Genomic DNA, 26209 nt, shown 5'->3' with positions numbered 1-26209 from the left:
TTCGCCTATACCCCCGGGCGCATCAGCGCGGCAGCTGGGTCGAGCCCATCAGGAACTCGTCGACCGCGCGCGCGGCCTGGCGGCCTTCGCGGATCGCCCACACCACCAGCGACTGGCCGCGGCGGATGTCGCCGGCAGCGAAGACCTTGGGCACGCTGGTCGCGTAGCCGCCGACCAGCGCATCGCTGGCCTTGGCATTGCCGCGACCGTCCTTCTCGATGCCGAAGCCATCCAGGATGGTCGCGACCGGATGGACGAAGCCCATCGCCAGCAGCACCAGGTCAGCCTGGAATTCCTTCTCGGTGCCAGGCACCTCGACCAGCTTGCCGTCCTTGAGCTCGACCTGAACCGTCTTGAGGCCGGTGACCTTGCCGTTCTTGCCGATGAACTCCTTGGTCGAGATCGCGAACTCGCGCTTGAGGATGCCCTTCTCGGCGCTCTCGTCGTGGCTGGAGCTGGTACGCAGCTTGAGCGGCCAGTAGGGCCAGACCAGCGGCTTGTTCTCCTGCTCGGGCGGCATCGGCATGACCTCGAACTGGGTCACGCTGGCAGCGCCGTGGCGGGTCGAGGTGCCCACGCAGTCGGAGCCGGTGTCGCCACCGCCGATCACGATCACATGCTTGCCATCGGCGCGCAGCTGGCCCTTGAGCTTGCCGTCGGCGTTGACCTTGTTCTGCTGCGGCAGGAACTCCATCGCGAAATGGATGCCGTCGAGCTCGCGGCCCGGCACCGGCAGGTCGCGCGACTGCTCGGAGCCGCCGGTCAGCAGCACGGCGTCGAAGTCCTGCTTGAGCTGCTCGGGACTGATGCTTTCCTTGGCCCAGTTGGTGACCTTGGAACCCTCGGGCATGCTGCCGATCAGCACGCCGGTGCGGATCTTGACGCCTTCGGCCTCGAGCTGCTTGACGCGGCGGTCGATATGCGACTTCTCGAACTTGAAGTCGGGGATGCCGTAGCGCAGCAGGCCGCCGACGCGATCGTTCTTCTCGAACAGCGTGACGTCATGGCCGGCACGCGCCAGCTGCTGGGCCGCGGCCAGGCCGGCCGGGCCGGCGCCGACGACGGCGACCTTCTTGCCGGTCTGGACCTTGGCCGGCTGCGGCTTGACCCAGCCGTTTTCCCAGGCCTTGTCGATGATCGCGTGCTCGATCGACTTGATGCCGACCGGATCGCCGTTGACGTTGATCACGCAGGCCGCCTCGCAGGGCGCCGGGCAGATGCGACCGGTGAACTCGGGGAAGTTGTTGGTGCTGTGCAGCACCGTGCTCGCGTTCTGCCAGTCCTGGTGGTAGACCAGGTCGTTGAAGTCCGGAATGATGTTGTTGACCGGGCAGCCGTTGTTGCAGAACGGGGTGCCGCAGTCCATGCAGCGCGCGCCCTGGATCTTGGCCTGCTCATCGCTCAGACCGATCACGAATTCCTTGTAGTGCTTGAGGCGCTCGGCGACGGGCTTGTAGCCCTCTTCGATGCGCTCAAATTCCATGAAGCCGGTGACTTTTCCCATTTTCTTTCCTTTGCGGGGCAGGACTCGCGCCCTGCCCCCTGAATCGATTTTGACGGATTACTTGGCGGCGACGGCTTCCGGGGTCGCTGCCTTGGCCTGCTTGCGGGCATGGATCTCGCCCAGCGCGCGCTTGTACTCGGTCGGGAAGACCTTGACGAACTTGGCGCGAGCCTCGGCCCAGTTGTCCAGCAGGTCGCGCGCACGCTTGCTGCCAGTCCAGCGCAGGTGATCCTCGAGCAGCTTCTTGAGCTGCTCCTCGTCGGTCTGGCCACGGTGCCAGGTCGCGACATCGCCGATCGCCTGCTGCTCGGTCGCCGACAGCACCTTGTCCAGGGTGACCTGGGCCGTGTTGCAGCGCGAGGCGAACTGGCCGTCCTCGTCGTAGACATAGGCAATGCCGCCGCTCATGCCAGCCGCGAAGTTGCGGCCGGTCTTGCCAAGCACGGCCACGGTGCCGCCGGTCATGTATTCGCAGCCATGGTCGCCCACGCCTTCGACGACGGCAGTGGCACCCGACAGGCGGACCGCGAAGCGCTCGCCGCCGACGCCGCTGAAGAAGGCCTCGCCGGTGGTCGCGCCGTACATCACGGTATTGCCGACGATGATGTTGTTCTGCGCCACGCCGCGGAAGTCCAGACTCGGACGCACCACGATGCGGCCGCCCGACAGGCCCTTGCCGGTGTAGTCGTTGGCTTCACCGATCAGGTACAGGGTCACGCCCTTGCACAGGAAGGCGCCGAAGGACTGGCCGCCCGTGCCCTCGAGCTGGATGCGGATGGTGTCGTCCGGCAGGCCTTCCGGGTGCACCCGGGTCACCGCGCCCGACAGCATGGCGCCGACGGAACGGTTGACGTTGCGCGCCACCTCCATGAACTGGACCTTCTCGCCGTTCTCGATCGCGGCCTTGGACTTGGCGATCAGGACGTTGTCGAGCGACTTCTCGAGGCAGTGGTCCTGCTCGGCCACATGCAGGCGCGGCACGTCGGCCGGCACCTGGGGCTGGGCGAACAGGCGGCTGAAGTCCAGGCCCTGGGCCTTCCAGTGCTCCAGGCCCTTGCGGGTGTCGAGCAGGTCGACACGGCCGACCAGGTCGTCGAACTTGCGGATGCCCAGCTGGGCCATGATCTGGCGCACTTCCTCGGCGATGAAGAAGAAGTAGTTGACGACATGCTCGGGCTTGCCGCTGAACTTCTTGCGCAGCTCGGGGTCCTGGGTCGCGACGCCGACCGGGCAGGTGTTCAGGTGGCACTTGCGCATCATGATGCAGCCCTCGACAACCAGCGGAGCGGTCGCGAAGCCGAACTCGTCAGCGCCCAGCAGCGCGCCGATCACGACGTCGCGGCCGGTCTTCATCTGGCCGTCGGCCTGGACGCGGATGCGGCCACGCAGGCGGTTCAGCACCAGGGTCTGCTGGGTCTCGGCCAGGCCGATTTCCCACGGACCGCCGGCATGCTTGATCGAAGACAGCGGCGAGGCACCGGTGCCGCCGTCATGGCCGGCGATCACGAGGTGGTCGGCCTTGCACTTGGCGACGCCGGCGGCGATGGTGCCGACGCCGACTTCGGACACCAGCTTGACCGAGATGCTGGCGCTGGTGGCGACGTTCTTCAGGTCGTGGATCAGCTGGGCCAGATCCTCGATCGAGTAGATGTCGTGGTGCGGCGGCGGCGAGATCAGGCCGACGCCCGGCACCGAGTGGCGCAGGAAGCCGATGTACTCGGACACCTTGCCGCCCGGCAGCTGGCCGCCCTCGCCCGGCTTGGCGCCCTGGGCCATCTTGATCTGGACCTGGTCGGCAGAGGCCAGGTACTCGGCGGTGACGCCGAAGCGGCCCGAAGCGACCTGCTTGATGCGCGAACGCAGGCTGTCACCGGCCAGCAGCGGCAGGTCGACCTCGACCTGCTCGGCGCCGATCACCGAGGCCAGGGTCTCGCCCTGCTTGATCGGGATGCCCTTGAGCTCGTTGCGGTAGCGCGCCGGGTCCTCGCCGCCTTCGCCGGTGTTGGACTTGCCGCCAATGCGGTTCATCGCGACGGCCAGGGTGGCGTGGGCCTCGGTCGAGATCGAACCCAGCGACATCGCGCCAGTGGCGAAGCGCTTGACGATCTCCTTGGCCGGCTCGACTTCCTCGACCGCAATCGCCTTGCTCGGATCGACCTTGAACTCGAACAGACCGCGCAGCGTCAGGTGGCGCTTGCTCTGGTCGTTGATGATCTGGGCGTATTCCTTGTAGGTGTTCCAGTTGTTGGCGCGGGTCGAGTGCTGCAGCTTGGCGATCGCGTCAGGCGTCCACAGATGCTCCTCGCCGCGGGTGCGCCAGGCGTATTCGCCGCCGGCGTCGAGCATGTTGGCCAGCAGCGGATCGTCGCCGAAGGCCGCCTGGTGGGTGCGGATCGCTTCCTCGGCGATGTCGAACACGCCGATGCCCTCGACGCGGGTCGGGGTGCCGGTGAAGTACTTGGCCACGGTCTCGCTGTCGATGCCGATGGCCTCGAACAGCTGGGCGCCGCAGTAGGACATGTAGGTGCTCACGCCCATCTTGGACATGATCTTGGACAGGCCCTTGCCGATCGCCTTGACGTAGTTGTAGATCGCCTTCTCGGTCGACAGCTCGCCCGGCAGGTCCTTGCTGATCGCCTGCAGGGTTTCCATCGCCAGGTAGGGATGGACCGCCTCGGCGCCATAGCCGGCCAGCACCGCGAAGTGGTGGATCTCGCGTGCGGAGCCGGTCTCGACCACCAGGCCGGCGGTCGTGCGCAGGCCCTCGCGCACCAGGTGCTGGTGGATCGCAGACAGGGCCAGCAGCGCGGGAATGGCGACCTGGGTCGCGCTGATGTTGCGGTCGCTGATGATCAGGATGTTCTTGCCACCCTTGATCGCATCGACGGCCTCGGCGCACAGCGAAGCCAGCTTGGCCTCGACGCCCTGCTTGCCCCAGCTCACCGGATAGGTGATGTCGATGGTGGCGCTCTTGAACTTGCCCTGGGTCTTGGCCTCGATGTTGCGCAGCTTGGCCATGTCCTTGAAGTCAAGGATGGGCTGGCTGACCTCGAGCCGCATCGGCGGGTTGACCTGGTTGATGTCGAGCAGGTTGGGCTTGGGACCGATGAAGGACACCAGCGACATCACGATCGCCTCGCGGATCGGGTCGATCGGCGGGTTGGTCACCTGGGCGAACAGCTGCTTGAAGTAGTTGTAGAGCGGCTTGTTCTTCGACGAGAGCACGGCCAGCGGGCTGTCGTTGCCCATCGAGCCGATGCCTTCCTCGCCGTTCTTCGCCATCGGCGCCATCAGGAACTTGATGTCTTCCTGGGTCATGCCGAAGGCCTGCTGGCGGTCCAGCAGCGAGGGCTCGACGCTCTCGACGGCTGCGACGGAGGACTCCTCGACCATGGTCTGGGAATCGAGCTCGCCGGCGACCGGCTGCACCACGTCATCGAGGCGGATGCGCAGGTTCTCGATCCACTGGGCGTAGGGCTTGGAGTTGGCGAGGTTGGCTTTCAGCTCCTCGTCGTCGATCATGCGGCCCTGCTCGAGGTCGATCAGGAACATCTTGCCCGGCTGCAGGCGCCACTTGCGCACGATCTTGCTGTCGGGCACCGGCAGCACGCCGGCTTCGGAACCCATGATGACGAAGTCGTCATCGGTCACGCAGTAGCGCGCCGGACGCAGGCCGTTGCGGTCCAGCGTGGCGCCGATCTGGCGGCCATCGGTGAACACGACCGAGGCCGGGCCGTCCCACGGCTCGAGCATGGCGGCGTGGTATTCGTAGAAGGCGCGACGGCGCGGGTCCATCGTGCTGTGCTGCTCCCACGGCTCGGGGATCATCATCATCACGGCCTGGCTGATCGGGTAGCCGGCCATGGTCAGCAGCTCGAGGCAGTTGTCGAAGGTCGCGGTGTCGGACTGGCTAGCGAAGCTGATCGGGTACAGCTTCTTCAGGTCATCGCCCAGCACCGGCGAGGACATCACGCCTTCGCGCGCCTTCATCCAGTTGTAGTTGCCCTTGACCGTGTTGATCTCGCCGTTGTGCGCGACATAGCGGTAGGGGTGGGCCAGCGGCCACTCGGGGAAGGTGTTGGTCGAGAAGCGCTGGTGCACCAGGCCGATGGCCGAGACGCAGCGCGGGTCCTGCAGGTCGAGGTAGTACTCGCCGACCTGGTTCGCCAGCAGCAGGCCCTTGTAGACCACGGTGCGGCTCGACATCGAGGGGATGTAGTACTCGTTGCTGTGCTTGAGCTTGAGCGCCTGGATATGGGCACTGGCGGTCTTGCGGATCACGTACAGCTTGCGCTCGAGCGCGTCCTGCACGATCACGTCGGCGCCGCGGCCGATGAAGACCTGGCGCATGACCGGCTCCTTCTCGCGCACGGCCGGGGACATCGGCATCTCGAGGTTGACCGGCACGTCGCGCCAGCCCAGCAGGACCTGGCCTTCGGCCTTGATCGCGCGCTCCATCTCCTGCTCGCAGGCCAGGCGGGAGGCGTGTTCCTTGGGCAGGAAGACGAAGCCGACGCCATACTCGCCGGCCGGCGGCAGGGTCACGCCCTGCTTGGCCATCTCTTCGCGATACAGCTGGTCGGGGATCTGGAGCAGCAGACCGGCACCGTCGCCCATCAGCGGATCGGCACCGACGGCGCCACGGTGATCCAGGTTCTCGAGGATCTTGAGGGCCTGGCCGACGATGGCATGGCTCTTCTGGCCCTTGATATGGGCCACGAAGCCGACGCCGCAGGCGTCATGTTCTTGGGCGGAGCTGTACAGACCTTGCTGCTGCAGCTGAGCGATTTCGGTAGGACGGGTCACGCCAAACTCCTCAATTAAGCATTAACCCTAAGAGGATAGACGATTCGCCCCGCACAATCAAGCAAAAAAATTGGGGTCAGAGACCAATTTATTACAAGTCAAAACAGAGTGAAAATAAATTGGGGACAGAGTAAAAAGACTAAAGGGAAAGATGTGGCTCAGCCGTCTTCGTCCGCTGCGGCGGCCGGGGTGCGCGGACGCCCGGCACGGCCCTTCTCGAGGCGGCGGCTGGTCTGCTCGCGCAGCCGGGCCAGGAAGCCTGCCCCGCCCAGCGGCCAGCCCTGCAGCGCCGACTCGGACAGCTCGCGCTGGCGGGCTTCGCTGAGTCCCTGGCGCACCAGTTCGGCATAGGCAGCCTCGCGCGCAAACGGCGTGTTGCCCAGGGACCACACCAGCGGATGCGGCGTCAGCCATTTGTCGTGGCGCCGACCGATGTAATGGGCATGGCTGGACCAGGGGTAGAACTCTGCAGCAGGAACCATGCCAGCCCGCACAGGATTGAGGTCGATGTAGACCATGCAGGCCAGCAGATAGCGCTCGCTGTCGATCACGGTCGAGCGGTAACGCCCTTCCCAGAGCGTACCGCTGCGGCCATGGCGCAGGTTGAAGCGCCGCACATAGCTGCGCCCGAGCGACTGCATCAAGCGCGACAGCGCACCATCCTGCTGCGGGGTCAACAGCAGATGCAGGTGGTTGTCCATCAGCACATAGGCATGGACCTGGACCCGCTCGCGCTGCGCCAGCTCGGCCAGCTGGGACAGGAAGAACTCCCGGTCCTCGCGATCGACGAAGACCGGCTGCCGGTTGTTGCCGCGCAGGATCACATGATGGGGAACGCCGGTGACGGCCAGTCGGGGCAAGCGGGCCATGACGAAGCCCTCAGCGCAGGCGACGCTGCAACAGACAGGCCAGACCCAGGCCGATCACGCAGCAGCCGCTCGAGAACCACCAGGCCGGCGACCAGTCGCCCCCCTGGCGCGCGACCAGCCAGGCCACTGTCGGCGGTCCGGCAAACTGTCCGAGCGAAGACAGCTGCTGCACCCAGCCGACCGTGGTCGACACCGTATGCCCGCTCGGCGCCAGCCGCACCGCCAGGCTGAACAGGGTGCCCGGGATCAGGCCGCTGACCGAGGAGAAGACCAGCAGCGCGATGAACTGCCCGACCGGCCCGACCAGGCCGCTGAACGCGACCCAGCAGGCCAGGCCCATGGAGCCATAGCCGATGGCCAGCAGATGACCGGGCTGCCAATGGCGCGCCAGCAGTCGGCCGGCGGCCAGGTTGCCGGTCGCATTGGCTCCCGCGGTAGCCGCACTCAGGACCCCAGCGACGCCAAGCGACCAGCCGGCCTGGGTCTGGATGGTGGGCAGGAAGCCGACCACCGCCAGCCACTGCCCCGAATAGACGCAGAAGGCCAGCGCCACCCACCAGGGACCGGCAGAGGACAGGGTCTGGCGCAGCCGCCCACCCCAGCCCGGCCCCGGCAGCGCCGCCGAGCGGGCGGGATCGGCTGGCACCTTGTGCCAGATCAAGAACGCCCAGCACAGGGTCAGCCCCGACAGCAGCAGCCAGGCCGGGCGCCAGCCCAGCGCCGCATAGAGCCCTGGGCCGAACAGCATGGCCGTGGCCGCCCCGGTCGGCATGTAGGCGCCCCAGGCTCCCAGCAGCAGATTCAGCGTCTGCGGCCCTTGCACCAGGCGCCGGATCAGGCCTGGTGCCGGCAGGACGGCCAGCAGCAGACCGATCCCTTCGACCATGCGGGCCAGCAGCAGCAGCGACACCTGGGACGCCGTGGCCCCGAGCGCACAGCCCAGCGCCAACAGGCACAGCCCCAGCAGCATGGTGCGGCGCAGCCCCATCCGGTCGGCCAGCAAGCCGGCCAATACGCCCAGCAGCATGCCAGCCACTTGCATCACCGATAGCAGGAAGCCCGCCTGGACCAGGGTCAGGCCCAGCTCGGTGCGCAGGACAGGGATGACGGGCGGCAGCTTGCCCACATGCAGGGCCGCCACCACGCCGGAGCCGATCACCAGCCAGGCAATGGAACTGCCTGGCGCAGCAGCTCCGTGGTCGGCATGGAGTGGAGCGGCGGCAACTGCGCGGTTGGACGAGGAAGGCATCGGATGTCAGAAAAAGGGACTGCCACCGGTCAGCCGCTGGTGCTCGCGGATCGCGAAGCGGTCGGTCATGCCGGCGATGTAATCGGCCACCTGGCGCCGCAGGCCCATTCCCGGGCGGCGCGCCGAATCGGGCAGCTGGGCCGGCTCGGCACAGTAGGCCGCATAAAGCTCGCTGACCACCTGGCAACCGCGGCCAGTGGTCTCGAGCACCTGCGGATGGCGGTAGAGGTTGCGAAACAGGAAGCGCTTGAGCTGCGCGGACTGCTCGCGCATGGCCGGCGAGAACTGCACCAGCACCGGCGCCGCCCTGACCGCCGCCAGCGAATCAATCCCCTCCGCTCGCACGGCCGCCTGGGTCGCGTCGATCACGTCGTAGATCTGCACGCTCAGCATGCGCCGGATCGCCTCGTAGAGCAGGCGCCGGCCCTGCAGCGCGGGAAACTCGGCCAGCACCTCGCGCCGGTGACCATCGAACAGCGGCACCGCCTCGAGCTGCTCCAGGCTCAGCAGGCCCGAGCGCACCCCGTCGTCGATGTCATGTGCGTTGTAGGCGATCTCGTCGGCCAGGTTGGCCAGCTGCGCCTCGAGCGAGGGCGAGCGCCCGAGCAGGAAGCGCTGGCCGACACCGCCCGGCTCGCGCGCCTCCAGCCATTCGGCATTGGCGCGCGAACAATGCTTGAGTATGCCCTCGCGCGTCTCGAAGCAGAGGTTGAGCCCGTCGAAGGCCGGATAGCGCTGCTCGAGCGCATCGACCACGCGCAGGCTCTGCATATTGTGTTCGAAGCCGCCGCGCGGCTCGTCCGGCCCGGGTGGCGCGGCCTGCGCCTCGTCGCCCTGCAGGCAGGCGTTGAGTGCATCCTGGCCGGCATGGCCAAAGGGGGTATGGCCCAGGTCATGCGCGAGCGCGATCGCCTCGACCAGGTCCTCGTGCAAGCCCAGGCTGCGCGCGATGCTGCGCGCCAGCTGCGCCACCTCGAGCGAATGGGTCAGCCGGGTACGGAACAGGTCGCCCTCGTGGTTCAGGAAGACCTGGGTCTTGTAGACCAGGCGCCGGAACGCGCTCGAATGGACGATGCGGTCGCGGTCGCGCTGGAAGTCGTTGCGTGTCGGCGCCGGCCCTTCGGCAAAGCGCCGCCCCTGGGTGCGTGCGGGATCGCACGCATAGATTTGCAGGCCCTGCGCCTCAGGCGCAGCAGGCATCGATGACCTCGGCCACCAGCGCGTCGGGCGCGCCGCGCACCACCGCCCGACCGGCATCCTCGACCAGCACGAACTTGATCTCGCCGGCCTCGGCCTTCTTGTCGACCCGCATCAGCTGCAGATAGCGCTGCGCGTTGGGCAAGTCCGCGCAATCCTCGCCATGACCCGCTTTCAGCTGCGGCCCGCGCACCGGCAGGCCGGCGGCATCGACCAGCCGCACCAGCCGCTCGACCTTGTCCTCGGCCAGCAGGCCAAGACGCTGCGACAGGCGCGCGGCCATCACCATGCCGCAACCGACGCCTTCGCCGTGCAGCCATTCGCCATAGCCCAGGCCGGCCTCGATCGCGTGACCGAAGGTGTGGCCGAAGTTAAGGATCGCGCGCAGGCCCGCCTCGCGCTCGTCCTGGCCGACGACCTCGGCCTTGATCTCGCAGCTGCGCTGCACCGCATAGGCCAGTGCCTTCGGCTCGCGCGCGCGCAGCGCCGGCAGATTCGCCTCGATCCAGTCCAGGAAGGCCAGGTCGTGGATCGGGCCGTACTTGATCACCTCGGCCAGGCCGGCGGACAGCTCGCGCTCGGGCAGGGTCTGCAGCGTGTCGAGGTCGCAGACCACCCGCACCGGCTGGTAGAAGGCGCCGATCATGTTCTTGCCCAGCGGGTGGTTGATCGCGGTCTTGCCGCCGACCGAGGAATCGACCTGGGCCAGCAGCGTGGTCGGCACCTGCACGAAGGGCACGCCGCGCATGTAGCAGGCGGCGGCAAAGCCGGTCATGTCGCCCACCACGCCGCCGCCGAGCGCGAACAGCACCGTCTTGCGGTCGCAGCCGCGCGACAGCAGCGCATCGAAGATCAGGTTCAGCGAGTCCCAGGTCTTGTAGGCCTCGCCATCGGGCAGGCTCAGCACATGGACCTGCGGGTAGTGGGGGCGCAGGGCCTGCTGCAGCCGGGCGGCATAGAGCGGACCGACGGTCTCGTTGGTCACGATCAGCGCGCTGGCGGCCTTGGGCAGGCCGGACCAGGTGGCCGGATCGTCGAGCAAGGAGGAACCGATCAGGATCGGGTAGCTGCGCTCGCCCAGGTCGATCTCGACGCGAGCATGGACTTGTCCGGCTGCGGACGGCTGGTGGGTGGCTGGGGTCATCCCGCTAGTTTAGCGGGGGGCGGGGGCCGGCAGCTTGCCAGCCAGCTCCAGCTGCATCACGATCATGTTGACCAGGGTCGCGACCGAGGGCCGGCCAGTCTCGATCACGTAATGCGCGCACTCGCGGTACTGCGGATCGCGCGCCTCGTAGAGCTCGCGCAGCCGCTGCAAGGGATCGGCGACCAGCAGCAGCGGACGGCCGCGGTCATGCTTGATGCGGCGGTAGATGTCCTCCGGCACCGAGCGCAGGTAGATCACCTGGCCGCGCTCGTGCAGGAAAGCCCGGGTGGCCTCGCGCATGCAGGAGCCGCCGCCGGTCGACAGCACCACATCCGGGCCCCGGGTCAGGTCGTCGAGCGTGTCCTGCTCGATGTCGCGAAAGCGCGCCTCGCCCTCGCGCTCGAAGAACTCGCGGATCGAGCAGCCCAGGCGCTGCTCGATCACCTGGTCGGAATCGACGAAGGGAATGGCCAGGCGCCGGGCAAGCTGGCGCCCGACAGTGGATTTGCCTGAACCGGGCAGGCCGACGAGGACGATGGTCAAGAGAGCAAGGTCTGGTAGAGGGGCAATTGAACGCACCCGCCCTGCTCAAGCGGCAGGCCCGGGCATCGGGATCACGGCTTGCGAGTGTAACCCGATGCCCCCTGGGGCAGGCCCATCCGTATCAAGGCACCGTCACCGTGAACATGCTGGTCTTGCTGGCGGAGGCCGAAGTGACCACCACGGTGAATTCAATCGTCTCGCCACCCGAGCATTTCTCGAGGATCGCCTCATGCACGGTCGGCTCGGTGCTGTTGCCGATCACCGAGTCCAGCAGCTTGGCCGTGCAATTACTCGTATCGGGCTTGCGCACTGTCACGCCAAGCGTGGCATCGGCCGGCAGCGGATTGCCATCCAGGTCAGCCAGCCTGGCGACGATGGAATTCCTTGAGCTGAAAAGCACAGCGGTCCGACTGGCCAACGGAATACTGGCGTCGTACTGGCCGGGCAACCCGATCTCGCCGCCCGAGAACACGATCACGATCGACCGCCGCACCTTGGTCGGCGTGTAGCGACTGCCGTCCGGCTTGGTGCCGCTGCCATTCCAGACGCCGTTGCAAGTGCCCGGTTGTGACAGCCAAACATTCGAATTAGCGGGACAGGCCAAGCTACCTTTCGCTTCTGCGGCGATCGGATAGCTCACCTCGCCCTCATCGGTATTAGTGATGCGGTTCTTATAGGCCAGAGTCAGGAGGCCATCCTCGTTCTTGTCCATGAAAGGTGCGCCGAGGTCTTCGAACAGCTCGCCGGGGTCGTATCGGTTGTTGTTGTTCGCATCGATGAAGGACTCTTCGCCGTCGGCCATCGCCAGCACGGTGACCCGACCCGGACGCGGATCACCAAGCGGGCTACCATTTAAATTTAGGGAGCCGAGCGGCCGGTAATCCTGACACAGCAATTTGACCGTGCAGGCGCCGCCATCAATCAGGCAACTGCTGACATTCGACGAATTGATCTGCCCGCCTTCGGTCACCAAGGCCAGCGGCGTGCCATTTGGCACCGGATTTCCCTGGCGATCAGCCAAGTTGACAGTGATGTTTGTGAAGTCATTGTTCACTTTACTGGTGAAATAGCCACCACAGTAGAGGTTCAGCCGATCCGCAGCGATGTCAAAGAACCGCTGCGTCGGCAGCCCGGTCTGCACCGTCAGGATGTTCGAGTCGGTGAAGATGCCGCTGGCACCGGCCAGCGTCGCGCGCACCTGCACGGTCTCGGGCTGGGTGCCGGAGCAGACCGAGAAGCTGACCTCACCGCTCGGTGCCGCCGACACGGCGGAGCCTGCGACGGCGGCAGCGTCGCAGAAATGTACGCCTCCGGTCGGGTTGATCAAGGCGGCGTTGACTGTCTGACCACTGACCGGATTGCCGTTGGAGTCGATGACCTTGAACTTCACGATCGAACTGTTGGCCCCCACCGAGTCCTGCTGATAGATGACGGAAGGACTGACCTGCACGAACTGGATGCCGGTCACGGGTGCGGTGGTCACCGTGTAGCTGGCCGTCGCGGGCGATGCGACCCCCGCAGTGGTGGCCGCGACCGAACAACTGCCCGAAACCGTGGTCTGGATCACCGCCGATGCCTTGCCGTTGCCGTCGACCTGAGCCGAGGCGGGCGACACGGTGCCGCAAGTGCTGGTGATAGCCACCGTCACCGAGTTGGACGCGGCGGGCTGGCCGTTGACGCTGGCATTGACGCTGACGTTCACCGACTGGCCAAGCTGGACCGACGCTGGCGTGACCGCCAGGCCCGACAGGGCCACATTGCCTGCCGTGATCTGCAGGTCCAGCGTCTTCGAGACTTCGGCGCCATCGACGCTGGCCTTGGCAGTGGCGGTGACCGCACCGCTCGAAGTGACCGAAGCAGGAGCGATTGCGAATACCGCCACGCCAGCGGCATCGGTCAACTGCGTGCCGGACTGGGGAGTCAAGACAGCAAACGGGCTGTCGAGCGTGACGGCGACCCGCTTGAAGGCCTGTACCGTCCCGACGGCGTTCTTCAGCGTGACCTTCAGATTGCGCGCTTCAGTCTGCGACAAGCTGGGCGATGCCAGGGCGGCACCGGTCGCATCAACCAGCTGCAGGGTCATGGCAGCACTCGCAACCGAACCGGTTCCCGTACCGGCACCAGTCCCGGTCTCCGCGCCGACCATCTGGGTTCCCGCACTCCCCCCACCGCCACCGCAAGCCGCCAGCGCAGCCAGCATGAGCAGAGTCACAAGCCATTGAAACATCTTCATGTTCTTTCCCCTTCGTGCAGGCTCAGCGCGCCGTGGTGATGACATCGGACAGGGTGCGCGGCGTCAGGAACACCAGCAGCTCGGTCTTTTCAGTCTTGAGCGTGCGGTTCTTGAACAGGTTGCCGGCAATCGGGATGTCGCCGAGCAAGGGCACCTTGTTGATATCTTCCTGTTCGGTCGAGCTGAAGATGCCGCCGATGACCACGGTGCCGCCGTTCTCGACCAGCACATTGGTCTTGACGCGCTTGGTGTTGATCGCCACGCCGCCGTTGTAGACCGTGCCGGGAGTGTCCTTGGCGACCTCGACGTTGAGGATGATGCCGCCGTCGGGCGTGATCTGCGGCGTCACCGTCAGCCGCAGGCTGGCCTTGCGGAACTGCACCGTCGTCGCTCCGGTCACGCCGGCAGCGGCCTGGTAGGGAATGTCGACGCCCTGCTCGATCTCGGCCTGGGTCTGGTCGGCGGTGATGACGCGCGGGCTCGCGACCACCTTGCCCTTGCCATCGGCCTGCAGGGCCGAGATCTCGAGGTCGAGGAAGCGGTTGGCGGTCGGGCTGAACAGCGACAGCGCGAACGCGGGCGGGGTGGTGGTCCCGATCGCGAGCGCCGGCAGGTTGACGAACTGGGTATTGGCCGAGGTCAGGGCATTGGCCCGCTCGAGCGTGGTCGCCGAGACCGCGTCATAGCTGCCACCGAAGGCGGCCCGGTTGCCGCCGCCGATCGAATAGCCGGCATCGCCGCCGCGGATGCCGCGCAGGTCGCTACCGCCGAGCTTGACGCCGAGCGAGCGGCCGAAGGTGTCGCTGGCCTCGACGATGCGGGCCTCGATCATGACCTGGCGCACCGGGATGTCGAGCTTCTTGATCAGATCCTGCACCGCCTCGAGCCGCGACGGGATGTCGGTCACGAACAGCTGGTTGGTGCGCGGCTCGGGCACGGCGCTGCCGCGCGGCGACAGCAATCGAGCGCCCGCAGCCGTGACGCTCGTACCCTGCTGGCCGAGCACTTCGCCACGCAGCTGGGACGCGATGTCGACCGCCTTGGCGTAGTTCATCTGGAAGGACTGGGTGCGCACCGGCTCGAGGGTCTGCAGCGCCGCCTTGGCCTCGAACTCCTGCTTCTCGCGCGCGGCGATCTCGTCCTTGGGCGCGACCCAGATCACGTTGCCGGTCTTGCGCATGCCCAGGCCCTTGGCCTGCAGGATGATGTCGAGTGCCTGGTCCCAGGGCACGTCCTTGAGCCGCAGCGTGACGTTGCCGGTCACCGTGTCCGAGCTCACGATGTTGAAGTTGGTGAAGTCGGCGATCACCTGCAGCAGCGACCTGACCTCGATGTTCTGGAAATTCAGCGTCAGCTTCTCGCCGGCATAGCCCGGCCCCTGGGTCAGCTTGTTCGGATCAACCTTGGGCTCGCGCAGCTCGAGCACGAACTGCTTGTCGGTCTGGTAGGCGCTGTGCTCCCAGCGCCCCCGGGCCTCGACCACCATGCGCACGCGGTCGCCGACCTGGCTCGTGCTGACGCTCTGCACCGGGGTGCCGAAGTCGGTGACATCGAGACGACGACGCAAGCCCTCGGACAGCGAGGTCTTGAGAAAGTCGACCACCAGCTTGTTGCCCTGCTGATGCACATCGACCCCGACCTGGCTGCTGGCGAGACTCACGAGCACGCGGCCGGCCCCATCGGGGCCGCGACGGAAATCCACGTCCTGCAGCGGCAGCACCACGTTGTCTATGCCTTCGGCAAGGACCGGCTTGACCGCAGCGATAGCAGGGCGGCGCAGGATGCCCGCGCGGTCCTGGACCGTGGCCGTGGTGCGATCGACCGCGAGTTCGGCCTGCACCAGGCCGGATGACAACAGGGTCAGCAGCAGCAGGCTGTGCCAGCCGATCCGGCCCGCCGTCGGTTTCTGGGTATGCTTCATTTGCGGGTCTCCTCCTGTAGCTGCAGCGTGACCGGGCGCTCGACCCAGTCGCCGGCGGCGTCCTGAACGATCTCGCGCAAGGCGATCTCGTGCTCGCTGATCTTCATGACGCGACCAAAGTTCTGTCCCAAATACTGGCCGACGCCGACCTGGTAGAGCAGCTTGTCCACCCGCACCAGTGCCACCCGGCGGCCGCGCCGGTCGAGCAAGCCGACCATGGACATGGCATCGAGCGGGATGAACTCGAGCGGCTCCTTGCGCCGGTTGAGCTCGGCCCGGATCAGGGCGCTGCCGGCACCCGAGGCGCTCTCGCTGCGCAGGGCGACGAACAGCTTCTCGGCACTGAAGGGCGGCAGCACCGATTCGGATCCGTAGGCCTGCGGCACGAAGCGGGTCGGCTCGGGTATCGGTTCGACCTGGGGCGAGACGGCCTGGCGCTGCTCGGCCATCCATTGCCGGATCTCGTCCTGGGCGGTCTGGCCACAGGCGGCCAGCAGCAGGACCAGGCCCAGGGCGGAGCCAAGCGGAACGGGATGGATCGGCTTCATTTCTGCTTCCCCTTTTTCGCGGCAGCCTTGGCGGCGGCCTGCTGGACCAGCACCTCGTCGGGATCCAGGTAGCGAAAGGTCTTGGCCGTGGCCTCCAAGGTCAGCAGGTTGGGCTTGTTGGCGACCGGAGCGATGCTGAGGTCGTTGAGCGTGACGATGCGCGACAGCGCGGCGATGTCGGCAGCGAACAGCGCGATGTCGTGGTAGCCGCCGCTGACGCGCAGGGCGATCGGCTGCTCGGCATAGTATTCCTGCACGTTCACGCTGCCGGGCCGGAACAGCTCGAACTGCAGGCTGCGTCCGAGACCGGCCTGGTTGATGTCGGACAGCAGGGCATCCATTTCGGCCTTGCTCGGCAGCTGCTTCTCGAGCTGGTTGACATAGACCTGGACCTGTTCGAGCTGGAGCTTGAGCACCTCGAGATTGACCGCCTGGGCCAGCTTGCTGGTGTAGGTGACGCGCAGATCGACTTCCTGCCGCCGTTCGGCCTCGAGCTCATCGGCCCGGCTGCTGAGCCAGCCATACCAGAGCGCCACGAAGACCAGCACCACGGTGGCGCCCAGCAGCAGGTAGCGCGGCAAGGGTGGCCAGCGCGACGGGTCGCTGCGATCAAGGTTCGAGAAATCCTGGCGCAGCCGCTCGCGCCAGAGGGCGAAATCGACAGACGACTTGGGCTTGGGTTTGGCCATCGCTTCCTCCTCAGACCTTGCCGGCCGCAGCGGCATCGGGCTTGGGCGCAGACGGGTTGGTCTCGGCTGGCTGGCTGGGCACCAGCGCGACGCGGATCGAGAAGTTGGACACGCGCCGGATGCCGCGCTGGGGCACGTTGACCTCGCCCGCGACGATCTCGACCAGCTGCGGCTGACGCAGCCAGGCGCTGCGGTTGCCCAGGTTGCGCAACAGCTCAGAAACACGCTCCTGCGACTGGGCCATGCCGGCGATGATGATGCTCGAGCCTTCCTGCTTGAGCGAACTCAGGTAGACGCCATCGGGCACCTGCTTGACCATTTCCTCGAGCAGGTGGACCGGCAGGTTGCGATCGGCCTGCAGCCGCTCGACCGCCTGCTGGCGCGCCTTGAGGGCCTCGACCTGGGTCTTGAGGCTGGCAACTTCCTTGATCTGCGCATCGAGCAGCGCGATCTCGGCGCGGAACAGGTCGTTGCGGTCGCGCTGGGCATCGATGCGCGCCTGGTAGGACAGCGCCACGGCGCCGGCCAGCAGCAGGCCGGCCAGCAAGGCCAGCAGGAGCTCGAGCAGGAACAGCTCGCGACGCCGCTTGCGCGCGGCCTCGCGATGCGGCAACAGGTTGATCAGGATCATGGGTAGAACCTCCGCAATGCCAGTCCGGTAGCGACCAGGTAGGAGGTCGACTCGCGGGCCAGTGCCGCTGACCTGAGCTCGGGGCCGAGCAACATGCCATCGAAGGGATTGACCAGCTTGCAGGGGAAGGCGGTCTGGGCGGCCACGGTCTCGACCAAGCCGGGCAAGGCGGCGCAACCGCCGGACAGCAGGACATGGTCGACCTTGTTGTGCGGCGTGCTGGTGAAGAAGAACTGCAACGCGCGCCCGATTTCCTGGCCCAGGCTTTCCATGAAGGGATGCAGCACCTGGGCGGCATAGTCGGGCGGGAGTTCGGCGCCCTTCTTCCTCGCATCGGCCTCCTCGAAGCTCAGGCCGTACTGGCGCGCGATCTGCTGGCTCAGCATGGCGCCTCCGAAGACCTGGTCGCGCTCGTAGAGCATGTCGTCGTTGCGTATGACCTGCAAGCTGGTGCTGTGCGAGCCGATCTCGACCAGGGCGATCAGCGCGTCGCGGCCCTGGTTGGGCAGGCTGTCCATGACGCGGCCGGCCGCCAGGCGAATGGCATAGGATTCCACGTCCATCACGACCGGCAGCAGGCCGACCGCCTCGGCCAAGGCCTGGCGATCCGAGACCTTCTCCTTGCGCGAGGCCGCCAGCAGCACGTCGACCATCTCGGCCGAACCAGCCGAGGGCCCGATCACGCAGAAGTCCAGGCTGACTTCCGCCAGTGGAAAGGGGATGTACTGCGAGGCCTCGACCTCGACCAGGGACTCGAGCTCGAGATCGCTCAGGCCGGCGGCCAGCACGATCTTCTTGGTGATGACCGCCGACCCCGGCAAGGCCAGCGCCACGTTACGGGTCTTGCTGCCGCTGCGCTGCAGCAGCCGGCGCAGGGCGTCCGCCACCTCGTCGAAGCGCTCGACATTGCCTTCGTTGATCCACCCCCGCTCGAGCGGCTCGATGCCGCAGCGTTCGAGCACCAGTTGGCCGTCCGGATTGCGCCCGAGCTCAACCAGCTTGATGGTGGAGGAACTGATGTCGATGCCGAGCATGGGCACGGGTCCCCGACTGATGAGTGTTCCGAATGAGATCAATTCCTCTCCCCTTCGAAAGCCGCCTGAACGGCGTTTTCTTTTGCGTTACTTGCATACTATCAGCAAGACAGCAAAGGCTACAAGACTGAATCAGACCTTATTTGATGCCATAAATGTCAATTGTCTTTGTACCAATAGAAGTCTTGTCGAGCGAAAGAACGGGCGGATTTCTATAATCCAGCACCACTCTCTGACGGACGCCCATGCCTGCTCGCCCCCCACACCCGTACTCGCAGGAGGATCAGACCTCCCCTAGCGGCCAGCAAGCCTCATCGGGCTGGCGCTGGCTCAAGTGGCTGCTCGGAGCCAGCGTCGCCGGCCTGCTGGCCCTGCTGCTGATCCTGGGGCTTGCGCTCGCCCTGGCTTTCCCCAAGCTGCCCGATGTGGCCGCGCTGGCCGACTACCGACCCAAGCTGCCGCTGCGCGTGCTGAGCGCCGACGGCGAGACGATTGCCGAGTTCGGCGAGGAGCGCCGCAACCTGACACCGATCGAGGACATCCCGCCGGTCATGATCAATGCCGTGCTGGCGATCGAGGATGCCCGCTTCTACGAGCACAGCGGGGTCGACTACATCGGCATGCTGCGCGCGGCACTGGCCAACCTGGGGCAGTCCAAGAGCCAGGGCGCCTCGACCATCACGATGCAGGTGGCACGCAACGTCTACCTCTCGAGCGAGAAGAGCTACCTGCGCAAGATCTACGAGGTGCTGCTGACCTTCAAGCTCGAGGCCCTGCTGAGCAAGGACCAGATCCTCGAGATCTACATGAACCAGATCTTCCTGGGTCACCGCGCCTATGGTTTCGCCGCTGCGTCGCAGGTCTACTTCGGCAAGCCGCTCAAGGACCTCACGATCGCCGAAGCCGCGATGCTGGCCGGCCTGCCCAAGGCGCCCTCGGCCTACAACCCGATCACCAACCCCAAACGCGCCCGCATCCGTCAGCAGTACATCATCGAGCGCATGCAGGAAAACGGCTTCATCAGCGCCGAGGAGGCGCGCCTGGCGAAGGAAGAGCCGCTGGTGTTGCGTCGCGACAACGGCAAGCCGCCGCTGCATGCCGAGTACCTGGCCGAGATGGTGCGCCAGGCGGTGTTCGAGCAGTATGGTGCGGAAACCTATACCCGGGGCCTGACGGTGCACACGACGCTGGACGCCTCGGCCCAGCGCGCGGCTTACCAGGCGCTGCGCCGGGGCGTGCTCGACTTCGAGCGCCGCCAGCATTACCGCGGGCCGGAGAAATTCATCGAGCTGCCGGCCGACCCGAAGGCGCGGGCCGATGCAATCGACGAGGTGATCTCCAGTCACCCCGACAGCGGCGAACTGCGCACGGCCGTGGTGCTGGAGGCCGGACCGCGCAAGGTGGTGGTGCTGCGCGGCGACGACGAGCCGATCGAGATCACGGGCGACGGCCTGAAGCCGGTCCAGTCGGGCCTGGCGGCCAAGGCGCCGCCCAACCTCAAGCTGCGCCCGGGCGCGGTGGTGCGCGTGGTCAAGGGCGCCAGCGGCTGGGAGCTGACCCAGCTGCCCGAGGTCGAGGCAGCCTTCGTCGCGCTCGATCCGCGCAGCGGCGAGATCCGCGCGCTGGTCGGCGGCTTCGACTTCGAGAAGAACAAGTTCAACCATGTGACCCAGGCCTGGCGCCAGCCGGGCTCGAGCTTCAAGCCCTTCATCTATTCGGCAGCGCTTGAGCATGGCGTGACGCCAGCGACCATGGTCAACGACGCACCGCTGTATTTCAGTGCCGGGGTCACGGGCGGGCAGCCCTGGGAACCGAAGAACTACGACGGCAAGTTCGAGGGTCCGATGAGCGTGCGCACGGCACTGGCCAAGTCGAAGAACATGGTGTCGATCCGTATCCTGCAGACCGTGGGCGCCAGCGAGGCGCAGCAGTGGGTCACCCGCTTCGGCTTCGATGCCGACAAGCACCCGCCCTACCTGACCATGGCGCTGGGCGCGGGCTCGGTCACGCCGCTCCAGATGGCGGCCGGCTATGGCGTGTTCGCCAACGGCGGGCACTATGCCGCGCCGCGCTTCATCAGCCGCATCGACGACCACCGGGGCCGCGTGCTGCAGGAAACCAAGCCGCCAGCGCTGGCAGAGATGCCACAGGTGATCGAGCCGCGCAACGCCTTCATCATGAGCCAGCTGCTCAACGAGGTCGCGCGCTCGGGCACTGCAGCCAGGGCCCAGGCCACGCTCAAGCGGCGCGACCTCTACGGCAAGACCGGCACCACCAACGATGCGGTCGATGCCTGGTTCGTGGGCTACCAACCGACCCTGGTCGGTGCGGTCTGGGTCGGCTACGACAACCCGCGCAACCTGGGCAGCCGCGAGACCGGCGGCGGGCTTTCGCTGCCGATCTGGATCAACTTCATGTCCGAGGCACTGCGCGACGTGCCGGTGACGGACCTGGCCGTTCCGGCCGGCGTGGTGAACGTGGCCGGCGAGTGGTACTACGACAACTATGCGCCCGGCAGCGGCGTGGCCCGGATCGGCGGCGGCGAAGGCGAAACCGCGCCGGCTGCATCGGACGAGAAGAACAGCATCCTCGACCTGTTCAGGAACTGAAGACCAGCGGCTGGCCCGCCTGGGCGCTGGCCTCGCGCGAGAGATGGGCGAAGAACTCGCCCTGGCCCTTGGTGTCCTGCCACTGGCTGCCGTCGAACTGGTAGTGGTAGCCGCCCGAACGTGCGGCCAGCCAGATCTCCTGCAGCGGTTTCTGCAGGTTGATCACGATCTGGCTGCGGTTGGCGAAGGTCAGCGTGATCATGCCGCCAACGCGCTGGTTGTCGATGTCGGCATCGCTGTCGTCGTTGATGCGGTCGCAAGCCAGCTCGATCGCCTGCAACACTGCTTCGGCGCGATCCATGTATTCGAGGTCGGTCATTACAATTCCCGGATGTTTGCAATCCGCCGAATTCTAGGCCTGCCCGGCCTGCCAGCTCTTGGCCCCATGACGGCCAGGGCCTTGACCCGCCCGGGGCGACTGGCGCGGGTCGGACTCTGCAGCGCCGCCCTGCTGGCGCTGGCTGGCTGCGGCCAGAAGGGCCCGCTCTATCTGCCAGACGGACAGATCTCCACGGCACCCGCCCCGGCCCCCACCATCCACAAGACTCAACGCTGAACCCATGTCCCCACTCGAACAAGCACGCGCCGACCTGCCGGCCCGCCCCTTCATCGACTACCGCGACGGCCAGCTGATGGTCGAGGGCGTGTCCGCCGCCGAGCTCGCGCGCGAGCATGGCACGCCGCTGTTCGTCTATTCGAAAGCCGCGATGCTGGATGCGCTCGCCGCTTACCAGCGCGGCTTCGCTGGCCGCGAGGCCCTGATCTGCTACGCGATGAAGGCCAACTCGACACTGGCCGTGCTGCGCACCTTCGTCGAGGCCGGCTGCGGCCTCGACATCGTCTCGGGTGGCGAGCTCGAGCGCGCGCTGCGCGCCGGCGTGGAGCCGGCCAAGGTGATCTTCTCGGGCGTGGGCAAGACCCGCGCCGAGATGAAGCGCGCGCTCGAAGCCGGCATCGGCTGCTTCAACGTCGAGAGCCTGCCAGAGCTCGACGTGCTGAGCGAAGTCGCCGCCGGCCTGGGCCGGCGCGCGCCGGTCAGCCTGCGCGTCAACCCCGATGTCGACGCCAAGACCCATCCCTACATCTCGACCGGCCTCAAGGGCAACAAGTTCGGCATCGCGCACACCGATGCGCTGGTGGCTTACCAGCACGCCGCTGCCCTGCCCGGCCTGAAGGTGACCGGCATCGACTGCCACATCGGCTCGCAGATCACCGAGACCTCGCCCTACCTCGACGCGATGGACCGGGTGCTGGACCTGGTCGATGCGATCGAGGCCAGCGGCATCACGCTCGAGCACATCGACTTCGGCGGCGGCCTGGGCATCAACTACCACGGCGAGACCCCGCCGGCGGCCGACGCGCTGTGGCAGCTGCTGCTGGCCAAGCTCGACGCGCGCGGCTACGGCCAGCGCAAGCTGGTGATCGAGCCGGGCCGCTCGCTGATCGGCAATGCCGGCATCTGCCTGACCGAGACGGTATTCCTCAAGCCCGGCGAGCAGAAGAACTTCCTGATCGTCGATGCCGCGATGAACGACCTGCCGCGCCCGGCCATGTACGAGGCCTATCACGCCATCGTGCCGGTGCAGCCGCGCGAAACCGAGACCCAGACCTGGGACGTGGTCGGTCCGGTCTGCGAGAGCGGCGACTGGCTGGGCCGCGAGCGCGAACTCGCCGTGCAGCCCGGCGACCTGCTGGCGGTCTGCTCGGCCGGCGCCTACTGCATGAGCATGTCCAGCAACTACAACAGTCGCGGCCGCGCCGCCGAGCTGCTGGTCGATGGCGATCAAGCGCGACTGGTGCGCGCGCGCGAATCGATCGAGGATCAGCTGCGACTGGAATCGATGTAAACCAGGACTAGCCGGGCCACCCGGCCATGACTAGACTGCACGGAGGAGGTCGCCGTGCAGGGGAACATCACTTTTGATCTGATCGGGCAGGCCCAGGCGCGCCCGGACGCTCCGGCCCTGCTGCTGCCCCACAGGACGATAGTTTTTCGCGAACTCGACCAGTCGGTCTGGCAATACGCCGCCGCGCTCCACGCCCAGGGCGTGCGGGCCGGTCAGGTCGTCGGCTTGAGCTTCGTCGAGGAACTTGGCCTGGTGCTGGCGCTGCTGGCGCTCGCGCGCCTCGGGGCAACCGCCTACTCGATCCCGCGCAGCGCGACTGCCAGCCAGCGCCACCAGCTGGCCGAACAGGCCGGCCTGACCTGGCTGGCGAGCGACCAGCCCGAGCGCTTCGAAGCTGGTGTCGCCAGCCTGCGGCTGGAACGCCAGGCGATCGAAGCCAGTCCGATCCCTATCGATGAAAGCCTGCTGGCGACCGCGCCGGACGTCCCCTGGCTGCTGATCACGGGCTCTGGCTCGACCGGCCGGCCCAAGCTGATCCCGGTCAGCCACGCCCAGGGGCGCGCCAGATCCGAGCTGGGCGCCAGGGCGCTCGGGCTGACGCCGTCGGACCGGGTGGCGGCGCTGAGCCATTTCGACTTCTCGACCTCGAAGTTCCGCCTGCACGAGGCGCTGTGGGCTGGAGCCGCCTGCGCGCTGGAACTGTGGAGCGACGCCCCCCAGTTGCTGCAGCGCTGCGCGCGCGACCGGCTCACGGTGCTCTACGGCACCGTCTTCCATGCCGAGAAGCTGATCGCCGCGCTGCCGGCAGACAGCCAGCCGGCGCTGCCGATGCTGCGCGCCTTCGAGCTCACCGCCTCGACGGTCAGCGACGACCTGCGCCAGCGCTTCCGGCAGCGGCTGACCCCGCAGCTCTACGTCCGCTACGGCATCAACGAGGCCGGGCCGGTCGCAGTTGCAGGACCGCCCGAGGTCTACGAGGTCGCGGGCACGATCGGCCGCCCGCCGGCCGGGGTCGAGATCGAGCTGGTCGACCGCCGCGGCCAGCCGCTGCCACCCGGGACGGTCGGCCTGGTCCGGATCCGGACGCCGGCCCTGGTCGACGGCTACCTCGGCGACGCGGAGGCCACGCGGGCCAGCTTCCAGGACGGCGGCTTCCTGCCCGGCGACCTCGGCCTGCTGACCCGCGAGGGGCAACTGGTGTTCTATGGCCGCGCCGACCACCTGCTGATCATGAACGGGATCAACATCTACCCGGCCGAGATCGAGCAGCTGATGGCAGCCCACCCCGCCGTCGCCGACGTGGCCGTGGTGCCGGTGCGACACCGCGTGCACCAGGACATCCCGGTCTGCGCGCTGACCCTCAGGGCCGGAGCGACTGCCTCGGAGCAGGCGCTGCTCGAGCATGCCAGCCACCGGCTCGGCGCGCGCGGGCCTTACCGGGTGCTGATCGTCGAGGCGATACCGCGCAATCCCGAGGGCAAGCTCATGCGCGCGGAGCTGCTGCGACTGATCGGCGCGCGGCTGCTCGCACCTGGCGCACTGGCCGATCCTCAGGACCAGCAGCCTGAACCGGCGGCCGGCCAGCGCCAGCAGCGGCTACAGCGCTTCGCGCAGGCCTTCACCCTGCCGCAAGCGATCGACCTGCCAGCCCTGGACCGCTGGCTGAGCCTGTTGCTGCAGACGCCAGCCGAGGCCATCGATCCGGCGCCGGGCTGCTCGCAGGCACCACCGTCAGCGCAGCAGGAAGCCGCCCTGCAATGGCTGTGGCGCGCCCTGCTGCTCGCGCGCCAGTTGCTGCAGGCCAGCCGGATCCCGGTGTTCGACCCGCCGCAGATCCTTGCGCTCGGCGGGCCTGACCCCGCAACAGGCCAATGGCAGGCGCGGGTCGGGCTGGCGCTGGTCCAGCAGCTGCCCCTGGCGCTCTACGGCGAAGCCCTGACGGCGGCGCTCAGGCTCTGCGAGCGGGTCGCCGACCAGGCGCTGAGCGAGGCCAGCCTCGAGGGCTGCTACGACGAGGCCAAGCACGTGGTCGGCCGGCTGACCCGGCTGATGCCGCCTGGCAAATCCACCCTGCCGCTGCTGCGGGCCGCCCATGGCAAGGGCATTCCCTTCATTCACCTGGGTGGCGGGATCTTCCAGCTCGGCTGGGGCAGCAAGGCGCACCGGATCGACCGCAGCGCGACCGAGCTCGACTCGTCCATCGGCGCGCGGCTGGCGCAGAACAAGGCGCTGAGCGCCCGGCTGCTGCAGGGGGCAGGACTGCCAGCCCCCCAACACCAGGTCGTGGCCGATGCGGCCAATGCGCTGGCAGCGGCACGGCAGCTGGGCTGGCCAGTGGTGATCAAGCCGCTGGACCGGGACCGGGGCGAAGGCGTGACGGTCGATGTCGCCGATGAGGACACGCTGCAGGCCGCCTTCGCCCAGGCGCAAGGTCTGTCGCGCGCCGGGCAGGTGATCGTGGAACGACAGGTCGCCGGCTGCTGCCACCGCCTCTTCATCGCCAGGGGTCGGCTGCTGTATGCGGTCAAGCGCCTGCCGATGTCGGTCCTGACCGATGGCCAGCGTTCGATCGCCGAACTCGTGCAGGCTGAAGTCGAGGCGCAACGGCGGCTGCCACCCTGGCAACGCTCGAAGATCCAGCCGCTCGACGCGCTGGCGCTGAGCGCGCTAGCAATGGCCGGCTACCGCGCCGACTCGGTACCGCCCGCCGGGACCTGGGTCGCGCTGCGCCGGATCGAGTCGACCGCCTGGGGCGGCACCGACGAGGAGGTCAGCGCCATCGTCCACCCGGAAAACCTCAGCATCGCGCTCGAGGCGAGCCGGCTGTTCGGGCTCGACATCGCCGGCATCGACCTGATCACGCCCGACATCGCCCGCCCCTGGTTCGAGAACGGCGCCATCATCAACGAGGTCAACCATGCGCCGCAACTGGGCGGCGGCGAGATCTCTCGCCGCCAGATTCCGGTCCTGCTGGACTGGCTGGTGCAGGACCGGGGCCGGATACCGGTCGAGGTCTTCGTCGGTGGTGCAGCGGCCTGGACCGCGGCCAGCCAGCGCTGGCAGGCCTGGCTGGCGGACGGCCTGCGGGCCTACCTGACCGGCCCGGAGCTGACGCTCACCCCTTCGGGCGCCCGCTGCCAGCTGGCGCTCAGGGGCAGCTACCCGCGCGCGAGCGCGCTTGCGCTGTCGCGCGAGGTCGATGCGATCGCGGTGGCCGTGCCGGTAGCGGAATTCGTCACGACCGAACTCCCCTTCGAGGGGGTGGATCGGGTCTTGGCCACGGAACCCCTGCCAGCGTCCCTGGCCGCTCGGGCAGACAGCTCCAGCTGAAGCAGACACTTTTCAGCCTTTTGGATTTAAACTGACAGAAACCGCAATGCTCCAT

The 26209-nt window shown here is 67.3% G+C and carries 18 protein-coding genes; 4 read left to right on the top strand and 14 right to left on the bottom strand.

The genetic code is table 11. The features are described from left to right. Positions 1-22 precede the first annotated feature (22 nt). From C6P64_RS01875 to C6P64_RS01815, 13 genes are all read right to left on the bottom strand, one after another. Entirely contained in the window at positions 23-1504 is a 1482-nt protein-coding gene (locus C6P64_RS01875) for a glutamate synthase subunit beta (protein ID WP_105746887.1), read from the bottom strand. Positions 1505-1561: 57 nt separating this feature from the next. Beyond that, positions 1562-6310: a glutamate synthase-related protein gene (locus tag C6P64_RS01870; RefSeq protein WP_105746886.1), complete on the bottom strand. Its 4749-nt coding sequence runs from the start codon at positions 6308-6310 to the stop codon at positions 1562-1564. A 158-nt stretch (positions 6311-6468) separates the two neighbouring features. Then, entirely contained in the window at positions 6469-7179 is a 711-nt protein-coding gene (locus C6P64_RS01865; RefSeq protein WP_105746885.1) for an REP-associated tyrosine transposase, read from the bottom strand. 10 nt (positions 7180-7189) lie between these two features. Further along, on the bottom strand, positions 7190-8428 hold the full coding sequence (locus tag C6P64_RS01860; protein WP_105746884.1) for an MFS transporter: 1239 nt from the start codon (positions 8426-8428) through the stop codon (positions 7190-7192). 6 nt (positions 8429-8434) lie between these two features. Continuing rightward, positions 8435-9628, bottom strand: a complete 1194-nt coding sequence (locus tag C6P64_RS01855; RefSeq protein ID WP_105746883.1) for a deoxyguanosinetriphosphate triphosphohydrolase — start codon at positions 9626-9628, stop codon at positions 8435-8437. Continuing rightward, positions 9612-10769: a 3-dehydroquinate synthase gene (aroB, locus tag C6P64_RS01850; RefSeq protein ID WP_105746882.1), complete on the bottom strand. Its 1158-nt coding sequence runs from the start codon at positions 10767-10769 to the stop codon at positions 9612-9614. Before aroB ends, C6P64_RS01855 begins: the two co-directional genes overlap by 17 nt. 9 nt (positions 10770-10778) lie before the next feature. Further along, entirely contained in the window at positions 10779-11312 is a 534-nt protein-coding gene (locus C6P64_RS01845; protein ID WP_105746881.1) for a shikimate kinase, read from the bottom strand. A gap of 121 nt (positions 11313-11433) precedes the next feature. Next, positions 11434-13545 carry an Ig-like domain repeat protein gene (locus C6P64_RS01840; RefSeq protein WP_146115841.1) on the bottom strand — a complete coding sequence of 704 codons (2112 nt, stop codon included), beginning with the start codon at positions 13543-13545 and terminating at the stop codon, positions 11434-11436. Between the two features lie 22 nt (positions 13546-13567). Then, positions 13568-15466 carry a type IV pilus secretin PilQ gene (locus C6P64_RS01835; protein WP_105746879.1) on the bottom strand — a complete coding sequence of 633 codons (1899 nt, stop codon included), beginning with the start codon at positions 15464-15466 and terminating at the stop codon, positions 13568-13570. Further along, the gene (locus tag C6P64_RS01830) at positions 15463-16014 is read right to left on the bottom strand and encodes a pilus assembly protein PilP (protein ID WP_105746878.1); all 552 of its coding nucleotides are present in this window, start codon (positions 16012-16014) and stop codon (positions 15463-15465) included. Before C6P64_RS01830 ends, C6P64_RS01835 begins: the two co-directional genes overlap by 4 nt. Beyond that, positions 16011-16703 (bottom strand): type IV pilus inner membrane component PilO, encoded by a 693-nt coding sequence (locus C6P64_RS01825; protein WP_105746877.1) that lies wholly within the window; start codon positions 16701-16703, stop codon positions 16011-16013. Before C6P64_RS01825 ends, C6P64_RS01830 begins: the two co-directional genes overlap by 4 nt. Positions 16704-16713: 10 nt before the next feature. Next, positions 16714-17334, bottom strand: coding sequence for a PilN domain-containing protein (locus C6P64_RS01820; RefSeq protein WP_105746876.1), 621 nt, complete (start codon positions 17332-17334; stop codon positions 16714-16716). Continuing rightward, positions 17331-18410, bottom strand: a complete 1080-nt coding sequence (locus C6P64_RS01815) for a pilus assembly protein PilM (RefSeq protein WP_105746875.1) — start codon at positions 18408-18410, stop codon at positions 17331-17333. Before C6P64_RS01815 ends, C6P64_RS01820 begins: the two co-directional genes overlap by 4 nt. A 203-nt stretch (positions 18411-18613) precedes the next feature. Between C6P64_RS01815 and C6P64_RS01810 the strand changes: the two genes are divergently transcribed. Beyond that, positions 18614-20977, top strand: coding sequence for a penicillin-binding protein 1A (locus C6P64_RS01810; RefSeq protein WP_105746874.1), 2364 nt, complete (start codon positions 18614-18616; stop codon positions 20975-20977). Here C6P64_RS01810 and cyaY read toward each other — a convergent pair. Then, positions 20967-21296, bottom strand: a complete 330-nt coding sequence (cyaY, locus tag C6P64_RS01805) for an iron donor protein CyaY (RefSeq protein ID WP_105746873.1) — start codon at positions 21294-21296, stop codon at positions 20967-20969. The genes C6P64_RS01810 and cyaY overlap by 11 nt on opposite strands. 66 nt (positions 21297-21362) lie before the next feature. On the opposite strand from cyaY, the gene lptM reads away from it, so the two are divergent. The 3 genes from lptM to C6P64_RS01790 are packed head-to-tail and all read left to right on the top strand — an operon-like array spanning position 21363 to position 26154. Continuing rightward, positions 21363-21533: an LPS translocon maturation chaperone LptM gene (gene lptM, locus C6P64_RS01800; protein ID WP_105746872.1), complete on the top strand. Its 171-nt coding sequence runs from the start codon at positions 21363-21365 to the stop codon at positions 21531-21533. A 4-nt stretch (positions 21534-21537) separates the two neighbouring features. Beyond that, complete coding sequence (gene lysA, locus C6P64_RS01795) at positions 21538-22824, top strand: diaminopimelate decarboxylase (protein WP_105746871.1); 1287 nt, start codon at positions 21538-21540, stop codon at positions 22822-22824. Between the two features lie 54 nt (positions 22825-22878). Further along, positions 22879-26154, top strand: a complete 3276-nt coding sequence (locus C6P64_RS01790) for an AMP-binding protein (protein WP_105746870.1) — start codon at positions 22879-22881, stop codon at positions 26152-26154. The last annotated feature ends 55 nt before the right edge of the window (positions 26155-26209 follow it).

Source organism: Malikia granosa (assembly GCF_002980595.1).
Lineage (GTDB): Bacteria > Pseudomonadota > Gammaproteobacteria > Burkholderiales > Burkholderiaceae_C > Malikia > Malikia granosa.
The sequence above is the reverse complement of the archived record's forward strand: the minus strand, read 5'-3'. Positions and strand labels throughout refer to the sequence as shown.

What these genes read in the sequence shown, in the direction of transcription:
- aroB (WP_105746882.1), bottom strand. Translation starts at nt 10,769, where the DNA reads ATGACCCCAGCCACCCACCAGCCGTCCGCAGCCGGACAAGTCCATGCT.
- lptM (WP_105746872.1), top strand. Translation starts at nt 21,363, where the DNA reads ATGACGGCCAGGGCCTTGACCCGCCCGGGGCGACTGGCGCGGGTCGGA.
- C6P64_RS01855 (WP_105746883.1), bottom strand. Translation starts at nt 9,628, where the DNA reads ATGCCTGCTGCGCCTGAGGCGCAGGGCCTGCAAATCTATGCGTGCGAT.
- C6P64_RS01830 (WP_105746878.1), bottom strand. Translation starts at nt 16,014, where the DNA reads ATGAAGCCGATCCATCCCGTTCCGCTTGGCTCCGCCCTGGGCCTGGTC.
- C6P64_RS01835 (WP_105746879.1), bottom strand. Translation starts at nt 15,466, where the DNA reads ATGAAGCATACCCAGAAACCGACGGCGGGCCGGATCGGCTGGCACAGC.
- lysA (WP_105746871.1), top strand. Translation starts at nt 21,538, where the DNA reads ATGTCCCCACTCGAACAAGCACGCGCCGACCTGCCGGCCCGCCCCTTC.
- C6P64_RS01875 (WP_105746887.1), bottom strand. Translation starts at nt 1,504, where the DNA reads ATGGGAAAAGTCACCGGCTTCATGGAATTTGAGCGCATCGAAGAGGGC.
- cyaY (WP_105746873.1), bottom strand. Translation starts at nt 21,296, where the DNA reads ATGACCGACCTCGAATACATGGATCGCGCCGAAGCAGTGTTGCAGGCG.
- C6P64_RS01810 (WP_105746874.1), top strand. Translation starts at nt 18,614, where the DNA reads ATGCCTGCTCGCCCCCCACACCCGTACTCGCAGGAGGATCAGACCTCC.
- C6P64_RS01860 (WP_105746884.1), bottom strand. Translation starts at nt 8,428, where the DNA reads ATGCCTTCCTCGTCCAACCGCGCAGTTGCCGCCGCTCCACTCCATGCC.
- C6P64_RS01840 (WP_146115841.1), bottom strand. Translation starts at nt 13,545, where the DNA reads ATGAAGATGTTTCAATGGCTTGTGACTCTGCTCATGCTGGCTGCGCTG.
- C6P64_RS01825 (WP_105746877.1), bottom strand. Translation starts at nt 16,703, where the DNA reads ATGGCCAAACCCAAGCCCAAGTCGTCTGTCGATTTCGCCCTCTGGCGC.
- C6P64_RS01865 (WP_105746885.1), bottom strand. Translation starts at nt 7,179, where the DNA reads ATGGCCCGCTTGCCCCGACTGGCCGTCACCGGCGTTCCCCATCATGTG.
- C6P64_RS01820 (WP_105746876.1), bottom strand. Translation starts at nt 17,334, where the DNA reads ATGATCCTGATCAACCTGTTGCCGCATCGCGAGGCCGCGCGCAAGCGG.